The following is an 18224-nucleotide window of genomic DNA, read 5'->3' as shown; positions in this document are numbered from 1 at the left end:
TTACGAAAAACTTGAATTGAATGATAAAAAAATGATACACATTTATTGTTTAAGCTACAGCATTTTTATAAGTTTTGAGACAGCGTTCTCGAGCCATTTTATGTTCAACCATAGGTTGCGGATAAGTAAGTTCATTAAAATCTGTTACCCATGTTGAAATATACTTTAATTCCTTATCAAACTTAGTGATTTGTGTAGTGGGATTAAAAATCCTGAAATACGGAGCGGCATCTACTCCAGAGCCAGCGGCCCATTGCCAATTTCCAACATTCGCAGACATATCATAATCCAATAGTTTTTCTGCAAAGTATGCCTCACCCCAGCGCCAATCTATAAGAAGGTGTTTGCACAAAAAACTGGCAACTAGCATACGTACCCTGTTATGCATATAACCAGTTTTGTTTAGCTGTCGCATCCCTGCATCAACTAATGGATAACCAGTCTCACCTTTTTTCCATTTCTCAAATTCTTCTTCATTGTTTCTCCATTCAATCCGGTCATATTTTGCTCTAAAAGATGAATTTTGTGTATGAGGAAAATGATAAAGTATTTGCATAAAAAATTCTCTCCATATTAATTCAGACCAGAATACTTCATTTTCTTCTGCTATAGCCTTTCTTACCATTGCCCTAATACTTACTGTTCCAAAGCGAAGATGTGGCCCTAATAACGAGGTGCCTTTTGTAATTGCAGGATAATCACGTGTTTTTTCATAATTCTGAATAACCTCTGGAGATGCATCGTAATTAGGTACTTTTATTGATGATTGCTCAAATCCCATTTCGGCAAGTGATACCTTAGGAGTTACGACATCTTGGATTAAATTTTTTAAATAGTTACTCGTGTCATGCGATATAATGTTATCTGATTTAAAGATTTCTTTCCATTTATTTTTATATGGGGTATATACTACATATGGAGTCCCGTCATTTTTTACAATTTCACTTTTTTCAAAGATTACCTGATCTTTAAAAGTTTGAAAGGTTATTTGATGCGTTTTGAGAAAGTGTTCAATTTCGGTATCGCGATTTTTGGCATAAGGTTCATAATCATGATTTGAATACACTTTCTGTATATCAAATTGAGAGATAAGATGTGTAAAGGCTTGTTTAGGATTTGCGTACAATTGTAGTATTGTACTATTATATTTGCTCTTTAATGTTTGATCTATCTTATTTAAACTTTCGAAAATGAATGTTACTCTAGCATCATCTTTTGGTAGATGATCCAGTATATTTTTGTCAAAAATAAAAATAGGTAAAACAGGGTATTCACCTTTTAAAGCTTCTAGTAAACCAACATTGTCATTTAACCTTAGATCTCTTCTAAACCAGAAAATAGATATTTTCTTGTTCATTATTAATTGATATTTAATGTTGACATACCACCATCTACACCCAAAACTTGTCCGGTGATCCAACTACTCTCGTCACTTAATAAAAATGTAGCAATGTTAGCAATATCTTCTGCTTGCCCCACACGTTTCATAGGATGTCTACTATTCATCAAATCTCTTTTTTTCTCATTACCTAACAATCTTTTAGCCAATGGTGTATCTGTAAGTGAAGGAGCAATGACATTTACTCTAAAATGAGGCGCATACTCTGCAGCAAGAGCTTTCGCAAAACCTTCTATGGCTCCTTTTGCGGCTGCTACGCTTGTATGAAATGGCATACCCACTTTAACAGCAACTGTACTAAAAAAGACTAAACTAGCTTGGTCAGAGTTTTTAAGTTTTGGAAGGAGTTGATGAATGATTTTTACTAAAAACATAAAGTTGATTTGCATATCATCTTCAAATGCTTTTGGTGTTAACATTTTAAATGGTTTTAGGTTAATACTTCCTGGACAATAGACAAAACCATCAATGCTCTGGGGTAATACAGAGGAATCTATTTCGTCTTTGGATACATCATAAGGAATATGTGTTACTTCAAGATTCCCGAGATTCTCTGATGTTCTTGACGCAATATATATATTATGCTCGCTATAAAGTTTTAAAGCAATTTCGAAACCAATACCATGACTTCCTCCGATAAGTAGTATGTTTTTTCTCATGTATCTTTAATAGTTATATAAATTCAATTTTTTATCTGATGAACTCTCATGATTTCCAAATAATTCAATTAGTTTTTTTTCTCGATATTCAAAGATTTCCTTAAGTTTTGGTTTTACCATAAATGGATGTACTAATTGACCTAAAATACCAAAAGGGACTTTATAATCAATAATGTCCTCCATTTCGACACCACCAGGAATTTCTTTTAAAAAGTGTTTATGGTGCCAAAGTGCGTATGGGCCAAAGCGTTGTTCATCAACAAAATAATGTTTGTCTTTAGTATGGGTAATCTCTGTAACCCATTTACTTTTTATTCCTGCGATGGGAGTAACGATATATTGTATGATTTGACCTGAATACATTTTTCGATCTGCACCAGATAAAATTTGAAACCCCATATAGTCAGGAGTAATAGTTTTTAAATTGCGAGGATCGGAAAGAAATTCCCAAGCCTCATCTAAGGATATTGGTAGGTTTTGCTTAGCTTTCAAGGTATATATCTTCATACTTTAATAAGTTTGAAGTAAAAATACATTTATTTTGTTTAACTATAACTATATAATTGTTAAACAAAAAATAATTTTTAAAATTAGAAATAGCCTTCTGCCCAAGATTTAGCTTCTTCAAGAGTGCTAAAAAAAGCAAAGGATTTATCAAACAATTTTTGTTGCTGAAGTGCAATATCACGCTCTGTTTTTTCTTCAGATACAATAGCAAGCCCTTTCATGTTTTGAGGAAGTCCTTGCTGAAAAACTTCTTTGACAACTTCATGTTGAAATTTTCTATAAGTGATCATCAAGAAATCTTGAGATTTGAAGTGTAATTTGATTTCTTCCCTTATTTTACTTGCTTTTTCTAATGTTAGAAGTACATCTTTATAAACAGTAACGACAACGAAGGTATCGTAAAACTCTAATTCATAAAATTTATCAAATTTTTCACTCATTTAAACTACCATTCATAATTCAATGGTAAATATATGTTAAAACCAATAAAATTGGAAATGAACGACTCAAAAAGAAATAAATTAAAGTTTTAATGCTAGCACTCTAATCAAATTTATAATTGTTTTGATTTAATTCTAGAATTAATCTTAAATAAGTATATCAATTGTACTTCACCCAGTATCCAATATATTTTAAATCTTAACTGTATATAAGTATCGTATTAATATGGTGGGATCTGGTTTATATCGAAACAGGATAGTATAAAATTGGGTATGAACGGCATTGTTATACCATACATAACAAGAACAAAAAAAATCGTAGCTAAACCAGTATTTTACTTGATATTAAAATCGGAAGAAAACCTGTATTTTCTATAATTTACATAAATTAACAGTAGGAAAACTACAATATCTATACATATTAATTCCATTAGATAATTTAAGATGGTTAATCATATTTAAATATAATAAATCGAAATCAATAGTATTAACAATCATCACAACAATTATCTGGTTTCACAAGTTTACAAGTTAAAACCGCCAACAAAGCTCCAATAACAGGAGCAATAAAATATAACCATTGATGTTGCCAATTGCCTGAGAGAAGAGCGGGAGCAAATGATCTCGCAGGATTCATAGATGCATTAGTAACAGGACCTGCAAACATAGCTTCTAACAATACTACGCCACCAATGGCTATACCAGCCATAGTTCCAGTTTCTTTCGAGCCTGTTGATACATTTATGATAACTACCATTAAAAAGTAAGTAAGTATCAGTTCAAGAACAAAAGCTTTTGAACTGTCTATTGATGGTATCGTACCTCCTAAAAATTCACTATCAGGAAATAGAAAAAGTAAAATACTACTAGCTGCTACAGCCCCTATACATTGGGCTAGAATGTATTTAGGAACTTCTTTCCATTCAAATTTTTTAGCATAAGCAAATGCAATAGTAACAGCCGGATTAAAGTGTGCTCCTGATATTTCTCCAAAGGCATAAATCATTGCCATAACAATTAACCCCCATGTAATTGCAATCCCCACGTGGGATACATCACCACCAGTGACTTCATTAATAGTCATTGCTCCAGTACCACAAAAGATCATACTAAAAGTCCCTATACTTTCTGAAATATATTTACGCATGTTTTTTAGAAATATGTTGACAAATATACCATTCCTTATTTTAAGGTTTTGTTAACTTTTAATGTATGTGTATTTCTTATTTTCGTTACAGAAAAATTCAAAACAAACTAAATAAAACACAATGAAAAAGATCGTCTTATTTCTTTCTGTTGCTTTAATATCGTTAGGTGTTGAGGCTCAGGTTAAAACTCCACAACCAAGTCCTAGTTCTAAAATAGAGCAGGTTGTTGGATTAACAGATATTACTGTTGAGTATTCTCGTCCTAGTATGAAAGGAAGAACTATTTTTGGAAACTTAGTTCCTTACGATAAATTATGGAGAACTGGAGCAAATAAAAATACTCAAATTACTTTTAGTGATGATGTAAAAGTAGGTGGTAAAGAGCTTAAAAAAGGTACATATGCAATTTTCACAAAACCAGGTAAAGAAAACTGGGAAGTATTGTTTTATGCAGATGCTAACAACTGGGGAACTCCTAGAGAATGGGATGAGGCTAAAGTAGCAGCTAAGTTCTCTGTTAAGTCAAACAAAATACCTTTTAAAGTTGAAACTTTTACTATTATGTTTAGTGATTTTAAAATGGATTCTGCTTTACTGAATATCTTTTGGGAAGAGACAGAGGCTTCAATAACAGTAGAAGTTCCTTCTAAAGAAAAGGCAATAGCTAGTATTGAAACTGCATTAGCTGGTCCAACTGCAAATGATTATTATCAAGCGGCTGTTTTTCATAAAGAGATAAAAGATCTTGCTAAGGCAAAAGAATATATCGATAAAGCTGTATCCCTACGTAAAGATCCTGCATTTTGGTTTCATAGACAACAATCTTTGATCTATGCGGGTACAGGAGATAAGGCTGGGGCAATAAAAGCTGCAAAAACTTCGTTATCATTAGCAGAGAAAGCAGGAAATGCTGACTATGTAAAGTTAAACAAAGACTCCCTTTCAGAGTGGGGAGCAAAATAGACACTCTTTTTCACACACAAATCATTTGAAAAAGCGTTCCGCACCTAACGGAACGCTTTTTTGTTTTTAGTCACTATCTTCTAAGAAAAAAATATCTTCTACATTCTTTTTAAACACTCTTGAAAGCTTTAGCGCTAATACTGTAGAGGGAACATATTTGTTTTTTTCCATAGCATTAATGGTTTGTCTACTAACTCCGATTTTCTTTGCTAAATCTGCCTGAGTTAAATTATATATTGCCCTTTCTACTTTAATCCTATTCTTCATGATTAGACTTTTTATAAACAACATAATTAAATCGAAGAATAAATATGATTAGTGGAGTAAACATATTGTAGATAATGGCATGAAAATACCTGATATCATAGATAAAAATCGTTGTGAATAGTAAAATGACATAATTTACTAAGATCGCCCAAACTAAGGAGTCTAGTCTGACTTTGGATATAAACTCATCTTCGATCTTTTCTTTAGAAAAACTTATCAGTAATCCACCTACAATAATAATTATAGTAATTAATTCGTCTATAATGCTATTTTCGATTATTCTAAATATTCCATTTTCATTTGGAAATATGGTTTCATAATGAAATAGTGAAACTGTTTTCGTGATTAATAGATTAGATTCATAATCATTTATAGAATGAATAATTCCTAAGGTAATTCCTGTAACAAAAAGAAGCCAACCTGGTTTTTTGAATTTGTTTGATACTAAATATTTCATCTTGTTCGATTTTTAATTGATGTTATAAATGTAAAATAAAATTTACAAAAAGTAAAGTTTATTTTACATTTTATCGAATAAAAAACTATTCGGTATATTATTTTATAGACTTTATGAATATTGTAATCCGATTTTTTCTCTTACAGTATCTAACATTTTGATCAGTTGAAGACTTTTATCAAAAGTCATTATCGTACTTTCTGTACGATTTTGAAGTAACATGTTTTGTACATGGATTGCCTCATAATTATAGCCATTAGTTGTCACAGGAAATTCAAAAGATTCGGAAACTCCATTTTTTAGAATAGTAATAGATGACGGTTTATGAAATTGTGTATTGATTTTGATTGTAGCTTTTTCAAATTCAATTATGGCTTCAGTGTTTGTGTCTTTTGAAATTGCGCTAAATAATGAAGCCGAAGTTCCGTTATTATACTCAAGTTTCATAGTACAAGTTTCGTCTACACCTGTTTTTCCGAATGTAGCATTTGCTTCAATTTTATCAGGATAACCTAAAATACTTAGTGCAGCAAACAAAGGATATATACCGACATCTAATAGACTACCACCACCCAATTTTTTATTAAATAATCTCCCATCTGGGTTAAATGTTGCTGCAAAACCAAAGTCCGCAGTAACTGTTTTAACGTTTCCAAATTCTTTAGAGCCAATTAGTTTTAATACATGGTCATAATGAGGAAGAAAATAGGTCCATAGAGCTTCCATTAAAAAAATTTGCTTTTCTTTTGCAATTGAAATCATCTCTTCAACCTGCGAAATATTCATTGCAAATGGTTTTTCACATAGCACGGCTTTATTATTATTAAGGCACATGATAGTGTTTTCATGATGAAAAACATGTGGTGTAGCTATATAAATCACATCAATTTCATTATCCTTACTTAGTTCTTCATAACTTCCGTATGCTTGAGGGGAATCATACTTTTCCCCAAAATCCTTAGCTTTTTGTAAATTTCTACTAGCTACGGCATGTAATTTGGCATTTGGTATTGATCCTAAATCTTGAGCAAAGTAGTGTGCGATATTGCCGCATCCCAAGACTCCCCATTTAATAGTTTTGTTAGTGTTCATGTTGTGGTTGGTTATTTTTAGTTGGTATTAATTTTTGTAACAGGATAGCTAAAAACATCACAATTCCACAACCTAATGCATTAAGCCATAGAAAAGGAAGCCAGTCCTGCCACCATACAAAAATGATTATCATTTGAGTAAGTAGTGCAGCTATAAATGTGGCATTACTTTTTACGAACTTTATAAAGAATGCAAGTAAAAAGATGCCAAGTACATTTCCGTAAAAAATCGATCCAATAATATTTACTAATTGAATAAGATTGTCAAATAAGTTAGCAAAACAGGCTACAAAAATTGCTAAAATACCCCAGATTAATGTGAAAAATTTAGATGCATTAACATAATGTTGTTCACTTTTTTCTTCTTTTACGTTTCGCTTATACAAGTCTATAGCCGTTGTAGATGCCAGAGCATTTAATTCTGAGGCCGTTGAGGACATAGCAGCTGATAAAATAACAGCGAGTAATAATCCTATTAAACCTTTAGGAAGATTATTTAAGATAAAATGTATAAAAACATAATCTTTATCATTCGTTTCTACGTCAGGATCGGCTTTTTTAATTAATTCTTTTGCAGATGTACGAATTTGAACCTCGAAGTCCATTAATGTTTTTAATTGACTAGTTATCTCACTTCTGCCTGTATCATTAGCGCTAATTTGCTTATTTATAAGTTTTTCTTTCTCATTTTGAATTTGTGATAGCTCGTTTTCTAGTTTTTGATATTTTTGAGTATACTCTGACTTCTTAATGGCTTCACCAGCCATTGGATTAAAATTTAAAGGAGCCGTGTTGAATTGATAAAACACAAACACCATAACACCTACCAAAAGAATAAAAAACTGCATTGGTACTTTTAATAACCCATTAAAAAGTAACCCTAGTTGACTTTCTTTAACAGATTTACCTGAAAGGTATCGTTGTACTTGACTTTGATCAGTACCGAAATAGGATAACATCAAGAATGTGCCTCCTAGTATTCCTGTCCAAACTGTATATCGATTGGTAAGGTCAAAAGAAAAATCCAATACTTTCATTTTGCCGCTTGCGCCTGCAATATCAAGTGCTTTGGAGAATGTTACTCCGTCTGGCAAATAGCTAATGATCAAGAAAAAAGCAATAAACATTCCTGCGAATATTACTGCCATTTGTTGTTTTTGGGTAACGCTTACGGCTTTTGTTCCGCCAGAAACAGTATAAATTATAACTAAGATTCCTATAACAATGTTTAAATATGTGAGATCCCATCCTAAAACTGCCGATAATATTATTGCAGGAGCAAAAATTGTTATTCCGGCGCCTAAACCACGCTGAATCAAAAATAAAATAGCAGTAAGTGTTCTTGTTTTTAGATCAAACCTGCTTTCAAGGTACTCATATGCTGTATATACTTTTAATTTGTGGTATAATGGAATAAATACCAGGCAAATGATTACCATAGCTATAGGAAGACCAAAATAAAATTGAACAAACCCCATACCGCTATGAAATGCTTGTCCTGGTGTAGAGAGAAATGTAATAGCACTAGCTTGGGTAGCCATAACAGACAGTCCTACTGTCCACCATTTTGCCTCATTACCACCACGTATATAATCTTTTACTGTAGCACTACCTTTAGTCTTCCACGCTCCATATAAAACGATAAACAAAAGGGTTCCACCTAGAACAATCCAATCTATAAGTTGCATTTGCAGAAAATGTAATATTTATTAATAAATGATTTGATAGTTAAGAATAACTATTTGTAATTAAATAGAATATAAGTATGTATGCTATATTAGCTATTAATACAGCACTATACAGTTTTTTCCAGACTAATTTTTCTTTTGGTTCTTCCATAAGAATGCTCCTTTTATTTTCCTAAAGATAGCATATTTGCAAAAAGACGAAAAGCACCGGGAACTCCAGCAGGAAATTCTCTGAAGAAGCTTAATCCAGTATATACATAATATCCTTTTCCGTACTTGGCAACTAATAGAGGTCCTTTCTTTTTAGATTCTCCTTTGTCGTTGGCTTCTAAGATTGCTGTATATTCTTTTGACCATTCATTAGGAAAGTATAAACCTCGTTCTTGAACCCATCCTGTGAAATCATTTGATGTAATTTTATTTGGAGAATTTAATACTTGATGGTCTGGAGCAGAAAAAGTAATCTCGGCATTCTCATCTGTAACACGGTCTCTAGATAATTTTAAAGGATATGGACCAAGATTATCACTTACCTTTAATCTATGGCTTGTATTGTATTGTACAATTAAATTACCGCCATTTTTTACGTATTCTAAAAGATATTGTTGTTTAAACTTAAGTGCCTCGATTGTATTATAAGCTCTTATACCTATTACGATTGCATCATATGTTTTAAGACTTTCAGGAGCTATTGTTTCAGGATCTATAGTAGTTACTTTATATCCAATTTGTTTCAAACTTTCAGGAACAACATCTCCTGCACCTTCTATATAGCCAATATTTTGACCTTTCTTTTTGATATCTAAGCGTACTACTTTGGTTTCAGAAGGTAGAATAACTGTTTGATACGGTATATGATCATAATCTATAGTGACTACTTCTTTAGCGTATGTTTTATCACCAATTTGAACCATTGGAGATATGTATCCTTCGCTTTGCTGCTCTGGAGAAGTCAACGTAAAGACTACTGTTTTTTCTTCTCCTTTTTGTGTTAGATTAATATCAATTGTTTTAGGAGATACACTCCAACCATCTGGATGAGCAAGTGAAACTTTACCTTTTAAGTTTGATTTCCCTGCTTTAATAGTAATAGGTATTTTTTTTGAAAGTCCATTTGCATAAATGATTACTTTATCCTTTATCCCTGCAGAAACAACAGGAATAATTTCAAAAGGCTTGTACACTTCTCCTTTTACAGGATCATTAGTTTTATAAACAACTTCTTTAGTAAATGGTATAATCACACCTTCAACAGCGACCGTGAATGTGGCTTTGATTTTATGATCTGTTTCGGGTTTTCCGATTAATTTGCGATCTTCAACCTTATACATTCCTAAGGTACCTTTGTTATTAAGCCAATATGGGTTTGTATATTCTAAAGAGTTAGGGATTTTTCCTTTAAACTCTAAATTTTGTCTTGTATTATTAGTTAAGTTTTTTTCAGAAGTATCATTAATATTGATAGCATCAATTTTTGTGGATTTTAAAACTATATTAGAGTTACTTCTGTTTATAGCTTCTACTTTAATTGTAACCTCACCGTCTTTAGTTATGTTGGGAGCAGTAGCAACTGCTTCTAAATATAATCCTGAGGCACTAGCTATAATAGATTTGATCTCTTTAGATTTAATGGTTTTCCAATGCTCATCTTCTAATTGTTCAATTAAATTATAAGCCTTAACTAATTGTGGTATAGAAGCTGATGGATTTCTAAAATCAAAATCTTTCTCTACTTGATATAAAATATCGCCAATAGCTTTACCACCTTTAATACGATTCCAAGAAGTATCTATTCCTTCAAAAATATTGGTTTTATCTTTTGGTAATTGTCCTTTAATAAGTTCAATGTATTCTGTTTGTTTACCGCGACTACCGGTGCTACCAAAACCTTGAGATTTATGTTGACTTCTACTTAATGATGCTATTTCGGTATTTGATAGACCAGACGAAGGATAATAAACCCCAGTATCAAATGATAATAGGTTTGTTTTGTCTGCTTTTTCAAAATTTTCTCTACTTCCGTAGAACCACCATGAGGTATTAAAAAATAAACGGGTAGGTTGCCAAGCATTCACATGTTTAAGCTGATCAGGATAAATTGTTGAATTTCCGACAAGATCAAATGCTTCTACACTAAGCATTGCCGAAGAAGTATGATGACCGTGTGTCGTACCCGGAGTCCTGTGATTAAATCTATTAATGATCACATCTGGTCTAAATTTGCGAATAGCCCAAACGACGTCGCCTAAAACTTCTTTTTTGTCCCAAATAGAAAGTGTTTCATCAGGATGTTTTGAATATCCAAAATCATTTGCTCTCGTAAACATTTGTTCACCTCCATCAGTTCTTCGAGCAGCTAATAATTCTTGTGTTCTTATTACTCCTAAAAGTTCTCTTATTTCTGGACCTATTAAATTTTGACCACCATCTCCACGAGTAAGTGATAGATAGGCTGTTCTTGCTTTGACATGGTTAGCCATATAAGAGATAAGCCTTGTATTTTCATCATCAGGATGAGCAGCAACATATAAAACAGAACCTAAAAAGTTTAATTTCTTTATAGATTGGTGAATTTCTGAAGCATTTGGTTTTTGGGGTTGTTGTGCTATTGAAACACATGGAATTAGTAGACTAAAACTGACTACAAAAAGTAATTTTCGCATAATAATGGAAGCAATTTTTTAAGTAATGTTCCAAATATATAAAGATAAAATTCTCAGAATTATGGTTTAAGGATACTTTAACAGAGACGCCCTTTGTTACCAATTCATATGCGTTGGTATATTAAGGATCTCTGGTGTAGTAGAATAAATTATTTTGGGCGCTCTACAAATTCTAATTGTTCTGTGGCAACATTGGTGGTGAAAATACCATAATTAACAACAGCTTTTCCTTTTTCAAGGGTATCTATACTTCCTATAGATTTACCATCAATCATTCGAACTCTATCACCAATTTTTAAAGTCACTTTTGGTTTGGCTTCTTTTATTTTCTCTTCCTTCTTTTTCTCTTCCTTCTTTTTTTCTCGAATAACTTTGACCTTTTTTACAACTTCTTCAACTACTTTTTTTTCTTTTGCTTTTGTTGCATTACGTTGTTTAAAAGATTGTTTTTTTCGCTTCGAATTTTCTACTTGCACAATTTTCATGAATTCATCAATCAACTCACGTTTCTTTTTATTATTGAAGTATTTTTCGCTAATATCATCAAGTTTTTGCCCCAAATAAATCATGCGTTGATTACTGTCATATAGTTCCTGATAACTTTCTAGCTTCTTTTGCATTCGATCATTAATCTTTTCCAGGCGTTCTTTCTCTTCTTCTGCTTTTTGTTCTTTTGTTTTTAATCCAGCAGTAGTTTTTTGAAGTTTTGATCTTTCTTTTTGAAGGTTGGCAATACTTTTGTCGAATCGTATCTTTCCTCGTTCTACTTTTTTCTTAGCTTTATTAATAAGACTATATGGTATTCCATTTTTTTGAGCTACCTCAAAAGTGAAAGAACTACCAGCTTCTCCTAGATACAGCTTAAAAAGGGGTTCTAGAGTTTTTGCATCAAAAAGCATATTCGCATTACTGATGTTTGGCAATTCATTAGCGAGCATTTTTAAGTTCGCATAATGCGTTGTGATAATTCCAAATGATTCACGTTCATAAAAAACTTCTAAAAAAGCTTCGGCTAATGCACCTCCCAGTTCCGGATCACTACCGGTACCAAATTCGTCTATAAGAAACAATGTTTTGTTATTACATTTTCTTAAAAAGTAATTCATGTTTTTGAGACGATAACTATAGGTACTTAAGTGATTTTCTATAGATTGGTTATCTCCAATATCGGTTAATATAGTGTCAAATAAACAGGTTCTACTATATTCATGTACAGGTATTAACATACCACTTTGTAACATTACTTGCAGTAGTCCAATGGTTTTAAGGGTAATACTTTTTCCACCTGCGTTTGGTCCAGAGATCACAATGATTCTATTGTTTTGACCTAATGTTATTGTTTGCGGATATGTTTTTTCTCCTTTTGTTTTATTTGAAAGAAATAATAATGGGTGATAGGCTTCTTTAAAAGATAGTTCTCTATCTTCAGTTATTTTAGGAAGTACAGCATCTAATTGATTCGCATATTTTGATTTGGACGAAACCAAATCAATATCACTTAAATATTCTTGATATTGTTGAAATAACTCTGTGAATGGTCTTAATTTATTAGTAAGATCTTTGAGTATTTTTACAATTTCTTCTCGTTCTTCATACTGAAGGTTACTCAATTCTCTGCTATATTGTAATGTGGCCTCTGGTTCTATATATACAATACTTCCAGTTTTTGAACTACCCATAATCGCACCTTTAACCTTGCGACGATACATTGCAGTAACAGCTAGGACTCTACGATTATCTACAACACTTTCTTTAATTTCATCTAGATATCCTAAATTATTATACCGCGTAAGGTCTTTTCCAAAACTGCCATTTAATTTTCCTTGAACGATATTGATATCTTTTCTAAGCCGAAGTAGAGTAGAAGAGGCATTATCTTTTACTTCTCCAAACTTATCTACCACCGCATCAATTAAAGAGGTAATTTCTTTTGTAAAAGGCACTGCGCTTGAACTATTATATAGAACGGGATATAGTTCATTATTTTTTCGGAAAAAAGCTAATAACTCATTAGTAGTGTTACTAATGGCAACAAGTTTTTTTAAATTAAAAGCTTCAAGAAACGTGTTTTCAATATTTAATAATTGAATTTCTTTGGTGATACTATCAAATCCATGATTAGGTATACGAACATCATTTGCAGATGAGGATTTATATTCAGAAACCTCTTGCAAAGCAATCAATACTTTTTCTTTAGAGCTATACGGCGTTATGAGTGTTGCCTTTGATTTTCCTAAATCTGTGTTGCACAGGTCAGCAATGTGATCAAGTATAGTGTCAAATTCAAGATCGTCTAATGTTTTTTTAGAAATACGAATCATACTTTTTATTTACCCTATTTTTGGGTTATCTTTCTTCAAATTTTGAACGAAACAAAAGTACACAATTGAGATAATTTTTGATATCTATATGAATGTAAATATTGAAGTTGGTTGGAAAACACAATTAAAAAGTGAATTTGAAAAACCATATTTTGAGCAGCTCGCGAACTTTATAAAAGAAGAATATTCTAAAAACACATGCTATCCTAAAGGAGCAGATATTTTTGCCGCATTTGATTATTGTAGTTTTGATGATACTAAGGTTGTTATAATTGGTCAGGATCCTTATCACGGAATAGGACAGGCTAATGGTTTATGTTTTTCTGTTAATGAGAACATTGCAATGCCACCTTCATTAATTAATATTTTTAAAGAGATAGAAACTGATTTAGGTATTCCTTTCCCTTCAAATGGAAATTTACAACGTTGGGCCAAACAAGGAGTTTTATTGTTAAATGCTACACTAACGGTACAGGCTCATCAAGCTGGATCACACCAAAAAAGAGGTTGGGAACAATTTACAGATGAAGTGATAAGAGTAATTTCTGATAAAAAAGAGAATGTAGTTTTCTTGCTTTGGGGTGGTTTTGCAAAGAAAAAAGGAATTAAAATAGACAAGACCAAACATCATGTACTAACCAGTGGTCATCCTTCTCCTTTAAGTGCAAATAGAGGATATTGGTTTGGTAACAAACATTTTAGTAAGACGAATGACTATCTTAAAAGTAAGGGTGAAACCAATATTAATTGGTAATTAAGCAGCAGTAGGTATTTCTGCATTCTTTGCTTTTTCAGCCTCTTGGTTTGAGATATGATTAATCTGTACTTTGGCTTTTGTTTTCTTCTTATTAGTATCCACAGATTGCATACTAAACTTTAAAAGAATAAAGTTAAAAGATACTAAACCAGCTAGTATTAAGAAAAATGTGATCATAAATAGGATTTGTTAGTTTAATTATTAGATGCAATTATTTTAATATGGTTGCTTATGCGTTAATAATTAGTTTACTGGGGTAGGAAGGGCAAATGTACAAAAATATTTTGTTTGTTAATATGTTTTGTCTATTTAAACATAAGAAATAACTATTTCTTAATATTTTGTGTGGTTGTTTATATAAATTTATAATGTTCATCTTAATTTATTAAAAGATTCTTTACTATAAAACACATAAACAGTAAGATACCCTACCCCTTAATCTCTATTTTTATTTAAATTGTGTAACATAATCCCTCTGAAGGCACTATTTTATCAATAATTTTTAATTCGAATAATTGTTCCTGAACCTTAGTAAGTGTCTTTGTTTGTATTTGAGATTGACTCCATTCAGTTAATTGCAACCATTTTTGAATATCTTCTAACTGTTGGTCATACCTATAAGATAATGTTCTATCTATACTTGGTATATTTTTAAAATCGGCTGTAGTTGTATTTATAATATCAAGAATTACTTGTATATCATTAGCTTTTTCTGTTAACATCTCTTCTCTAACAGCAATCACAAAACAAGGCCATGGAGTAGGGCAATCACCAACTCTTCTAAAAGTATTGTTGTCTACTAATGGTTTTGTAGTAAAATGTTCCCACATAAAATAATCAGCTTTTTCATTAGTTAACGCCTCGATTGCTCCATCAAGATTTTTAATAACTTCAAATTTAAGATTTGATGTTTCCCAACCTTGATTTTGTGCATTTACATATGACATGAGATGTGAGCCTGATCCATATCTGCTTATTGCCGCTTTGGTATTAATCAAATCATCGATACTTTGAAATTTTGATTTATAACCAACATGTATACCCCAGATTAAAGGGCTTTGAATATAAGTTTGTACAATTTTACTTGGATTACCAGCAATAATATCTTTTACGATTCCTTCTGTTAGAATAATGGCAATATCTATTTCAGAATTTCTAAGCGCCTCACACATAGCCCCAGTTCCTCCAGGAAAATCTATCCAATTTAGATCTATACCATGTTTTAAATAGCTTTCTTCTTCTATGGTAAGATGCCATGGTAGGTTAAAATGCTCAGGGACACCACCAATTTTTACAGTACTCATAATGTTATTTTGTTAATTTTTTGTGTATTTTATCGATTATTTGTGTTTTTTGGCGATAATAGTAAAATGTTTTTCTATATTTGAAATATAATTCTTTCAAAGAGAATTACATTTGAAAAGCATTAACACAAAATAAAACAATATTGCTATGAAAAAGGATTTTTTAAGAAATAAAAACACATTCGTGAAGGTTGCAAAGTTGAAAAGTAACCCGGTAGAAAATGGAATTGTTGTTTTTATTGCAGTGTTATTGCTAACCAATCTATTGATAAGCCTTAAAATATTATTTAGTTAAGGCTCTAAAATGAATTAGAACTGTTTTTAAATATTCATGATATTATTATTGTTGAGAGTTGAAAAGGGATAGAATGTATTTCTATCCTTTTTTTTATCTATGATTTTGTAGGTGAAATGATTTTCTCTAAGGTATATGTAATGAGTTTGTCAATAGTATTTTTTGGTGATGTACTAAACTCGCCAGTTGCCCTGTTAGCTAGTATTGCGTTCATTGATATTGCTTTATGTCCAAGCATTTTTGCCATACCATAAATACCGGCAGTTTCCATTTCTAGATTGGTTATTTTTTGAGTATCGAATGCAAAAGAACGTAATTTTTGATTTAACAAATTATCTTGTAACGCTAGCCTTAAAACTCTTCCTTGCGGTCCGTAGAAACCAACATTAGTAACTGTAATACCTTTTTGTACAGAATCGCTATGCATTTGGTTTAAAAGAGTGGTGCTACATTTAATTGCGTACGGAACTGATTTGTTTTTATCCCAATTTAAATGTGTTTGAAGTGCTTTGGATATTTCAGGTTTTTGAATGTGCTCGCTATCATAAAAATGCATTAGACTGTCAAAACCAATGGCTGTTTCAGATACGATAAAACTATCTAAAGGAATTTCAGGAAGTATTGTACCGGATGTTCCTATTCTAATAATATTTAGTGAAGTATGCTTTTTCTTTATTTCACGAGTATCAAAATCGATATTAACTAATGCATCTAATTCATTAAAAACAATATCGATATTATCTGTACCAATACCTGTAGAGATTACAGTTATTCTCTTTCCTCGATATATTCCTGTTTGTGTGTGAAATTCTCTTTTTTGAATTTTGAAATCTACTTGATCAAAATATTGAGTAACCTGATCAACTCGATCAGGATCACCAACAGTTATTATTGTGTGTGCTAAGTTTTCAGGCTTTAGGTGTAGATGGTAGATGCTACCATCATCATTTAAAATAAGTTCTGATTCGGCTATTGCCATATTATAGTTTTAATAAGGTGTGAGTGTCATTGTTATAAAGGAAATCATATTTTTTTACGCCTCCATAATGCCAATCTAGTATTTGAGTATTATAAAAATTTTTCTCTTGTTTTAAAGCTAGTTTGCCTCTTTCAGACAATTGTAATCTATCTTTTGTTTGATCCAAAAATTGAAAAAGCCTAGCAAGTACTCGTTTCATTTGCATATCTCCGTATCCATAATATCCTTGATACTCTAGGGTGTATCCCATAAGTTGCTTAATGTTTTTGATTTGATAGTTGTCTATCATTTCTAAAATATTATGTTCTAGTACATTCAGACCTGTTAGCATATTAGGGAAACGTTGTAGATGCGCTCTTAAACATATGGATAAGTATTCAAAAGAAGAATGCTTTTTGATCTGTCCAGCCAATTTTTGAGGTTTTGATTCACAGTATAGCGTCCATATATGTGATGCTAGTTCAAGATCATCATTAGTTAATAGGATTTTGTTTTTGTAATGATTTCTTAATTGCGCTTCGGATAAATCACAAAGCCCAAACATTTTCTTTTCATGCTCAATACGACCACTACAAACAAGATAAACAGGAGTATCGTTAATTCCTTTTCTTAATAAAAGACTGATAGCTGCTATCATATTGATGTGGCAAAACAAATCATATTCAAACCATAACACAATTTCATTATATTGAGAAAGTGTATCTATTTTTTGCAGTTGAGAAACAAACTTCTCTTGATAGTCTGAAGAGCCTATTCTATAGTATTTTTTAAGGAATTTCTCTCTTATTTTGATAGATTCTTCGGTCTCTACTTTTATTATTGTAGGGCCTTCACATAGCATTTCTCGCCAGGTAAAAAAATCTCCTTTTACTAATTTTAATTCCTTTATCCTATCCGTAAGACTATCCCCGTTGGTAATATGTAATGTTTTTGCCCCCAAAATTCAAAATGTATTTATCCGCCTACTCGTTTAACTTTAAAACCTTTTTCTTTAAGAATATCCATGATTTGATTTCTGTAATCCCCTTGAATAATTATACTATCATTTTTAAAACTTCCACCAACGCTAAGTCGAGTTTTTAGCTCTTTAGCTAATTTCTTAAAGTCTTCATCTGCACCAGTATATCCTTCTAATATAGTAATAGGTTTTCCTTTGCGTTTTTCGTATTTACAGATAATGGGATCTTCTTGCATCCAAATTTGATCCTGTAGGTCATCATTTGAAATTTCTTTTTCCTCTTTATGATCGGGGAATAGATTTTTTAATTGATCTTTTAAATCCATCT

General features: G+C 31.6%; 19 protein-coding genes. 3 read left to right on the top strand and 16 right to left on the bottom strand.

The features are described from left to right. Positions 1–49: 49 nt before the first annotated feature. The 5 genes from D1816_RS06260 to D1816_RS06240 form a co-directional block, all read right to left on the bottom strand. Positions 50–1357 carry a deoxyribodipyrimidine photo-lyase gene (locus tag D1816_RS06260; protein ID WP_118501652.1) on the bottom strand — a complete coding sequence of 436 codons (1308 nt, stop codon included), beginning with the start codon at positions 1355–1357 and terminating at the stop codon, positions 50–52. 2 nt (positions 1358–1359) lie between these two features. After that, positions 1360–2058 carry an SDR family NAD(P)-dependent oxidoreductase gene (locus D1816_RS06255; RefSeq protein WP_118501650.1) on the bottom strand — a complete coding sequence of 233 codons (699 nt, stop codon included), beginning with the start codon at positions 2056–2058 and terminating at the stop codon, positions 1360–1362. A 6-nt stretch (positions 2059–2064) separates the two neighbouring features. Next, positions 2065–2565, bottom strand: coding sequence for an SRPBCC family protein (locus D1816_RS06250; protein ID WP_118501647.1), 501 nt, complete (start codon positions 2563–2565; stop codon positions 2065–2067). Positions 2566–2648: 83 nt separating this feature from the next. Further along, positions 2649–3005, bottom strand: coding sequence for a hypothetical protein (locus D1816_RS06245; RefSeq protein ID WP_066309044.1), 357 nt, complete (start codon positions 3003–3005; stop codon positions 2649–2651). Between the two features lie 487 nt (positions 3006–3492). Then, positions 3493–4152, bottom strand: a complete 660-nt coding sequence (locus D1816_RS06240) for an MIP/aquaporin family protein (RefSeq protein ID WP_066309049.1) — start codon at positions 4150–4152, stop codon at positions 3493–3495. A 121-nt stretch (positions 4153–4273) separates the two neighbouring features. On the opposite strand from D1816_RS06240, the gene D1816_RS06235 reads away from it, so the two are divergent. Next, positions 4274–5116: a DUF2911 domain-containing protein gene (locus tag D1816_RS06235; protein ID WP_118501644.1), complete on the top strand. Its 843-nt coding sequence runs from the start codon at positions 4274–4276 to the stop codon at positions 5114–5116. Positions 5117–5182: 66 nt separating this feature from the next. On the opposite strand, the gene D1816_RS06230 is transcribed toward D1816_RS06235, so the two are convergent. From D1816_RS06230 to D1816_RS06205, 6 genes are all read right to left on the bottom strand, one after another. Beyond that, positions 5183–5386 (bottom strand): helix-turn-helix transcriptional regulator, encoded by a 204-nt coding sequence (locus D1816_RS06230; protein ID WP_198403801.1) that lies wholly within the window; start codon positions 5384–5386, stop codon positions 5183–5185. Beyond that, positions 5373–5840 (bottom strand): hypothetical protein, encoded by a 468-nt coding sequence (locus D1816_RS06225; RefSeq protein ID WP_118501642.1) that lies wholly within the window; start codon positions 5838–5840, stop codon positions 5373–5375. The genes D1816_RS06230 and D1816_RS06225 overlap by 14 nt, the downstream gene beginning before the upstream one ends. Before the next feature lie 111 nt (positions 5841–5951). After that, entirely contained in the window at positions 5952–6932 is a 981-nt protein-coding gene (locus tag D1816_RS06220; protein WP_118501640.1) for a Gfo/Idh/MocA family protein, read from the bottom strand. Beyond that, positions 6922–8619 (bottom strand): sodium:solute symporter, encoded by a 1698-nt coding sequence (locus tag D1816_RS06215; protein ID WP_118501638.1) that lies wholly within the window; start codon positions 8617–8619, stop codon positions 6922–6924. Before D1816_RS06215 ends, D1816_RS06220 begins: the two co-directional genes overlap by 11 nt. A gap of 164 nt (positions 8620–8783) precedes the next feature. Beyond that, complete coding sequence (locus D1816_RS06210; RefSeq protein WP_118501636.1) at positions 8784–11282, bottom strand: PIG-L family deacetylase; 2499 nt, start codon at positions 11280–11282, stop codon at positions 8784–8786. A gap of 149 nt (positions 11283–11431) precedes the next feature. Further along, positions 11432–13603 (bottom strand): DNA mismatch repair protein MutS, encoded by a 2172-nt coding sequence (locus tag D1816_RS06205; RefSeq protein ID WP_118501634.1) that lies wholly within the window; start codon positions 13601–13603, stop codon positions 11432–11434. Positions 13604–13691: 88 nt separating this feature from the next. Between D1816_RS06205 and D1816_RS06200 the strand changes: the two genes are divergently transcribed. Beyond that, positions 13692–14357: a uracil-DNA glycosylase gene (locus tag D1816_RS06200; RefSeq protein ID WP_066309066.1), complete on the top strand. Its 666-nt coding sequence runs from the start codon at positions 13692–13694 to the stop codon at positions 14355–14357. Here the strand turns inward: D1816_RS06200 and D1816_RS06195 are convergent, their stop codons facing one another. Both D1816_RS06195 and D1816_RS06190 read right to left on the bottom strand, forming a co-directional pair. Continuing rightward, the gene (locus D1816_RS06195) at positions 14358–14537 is read right to left on the bottom strand and encodes a hypothetical protein (protein ID WP_066309069.1); all 180 of its coding nucleotides are present in this window, start codon (positions 14535–14537) and stop codon (positions 14358–14360) included. A gap of 275 nt (positions 14538–14812) precedes the next feature. Next, positions 14813–15664 carry a substrate-binding domain-containing protein gene (locus D1816_RS06190; protein WP_066309070.1) on the bottom strand — a complete coding sequence of 284 codons (852 nt, stop codon included), beginning with the start codon at positions 15662–15664 and terminating at the stop codon, positions 14813–14815. Between the two features lie 148 nt (positions 15665–15812). On the opposite strand from D1816_RS06190, the gene D1816_RS25590 reads away from it, so the two are divergent. Continuing rightward, on the top strand, positions 15813–15959 hold the full coding sequence (locus D1816_RS25590) for a hypothetical protein (protein ID WP_157766005.1): 147 nt from the start codon (positions 15813–15815) through the stop codon (positions 15957–15959). 97 nt (positions 15960–16056) lie between these two features. On the opposite strand, the gene D1816_RS06185 is transcribed toward D1816_RS25590, so the two are convergent. From D1816_RS06185 to D1816_RS06175, 3 genes are read right to left on the bottom strand one after another with little or no spacing between them, the layout of a single operon-like run. Next, positions 16057–16938, bottom strand: coding sequence for a nucleoside phosphorylase (locus D1816_RS06185; protein ID WP_118501632.1), 882 nt, complete (start codon positions 16936–16938; stop codon positions 16057–16059). 1 nt (position 16939) lies between these two features. Next, positions 16940–17878, bottom strand: a complete 939-nt coding sequence (locus D1816_RS06180) for a DUF1835 domain-containing protein (protein WP_066309075.1) — start codon at positions 17876–17878, stop codon at positions 16940–16942. A gap of 14 nt (positions 17879–17892) precedes the next feature. After that, complete coding sequence (locus tag D1816_RS06175; protein WP_118501630.1) at positions 17893–18222, bottom strand: translation initiation factor; 330 nt, start codon at positions 18220–18222, stop codon at positions 17893–17895. Positions 18223–18224: the final 2 nt, after the last annotated feature.

The organism is Aquimarina sp. AD10 (assembly GCF_003443715.1).
Lineage (GTDB): Bacteria > Bacteroidota > Bacteroidia > Flavobacteriales > Flavobacteriaceae > Aquimarina > Aquimarina aggregata.
The sequence above is the reverse complement of the archived record's forward strand: the minus strand, read 5'-3'. Positions and strand labels throughout refer to the sequence as shown.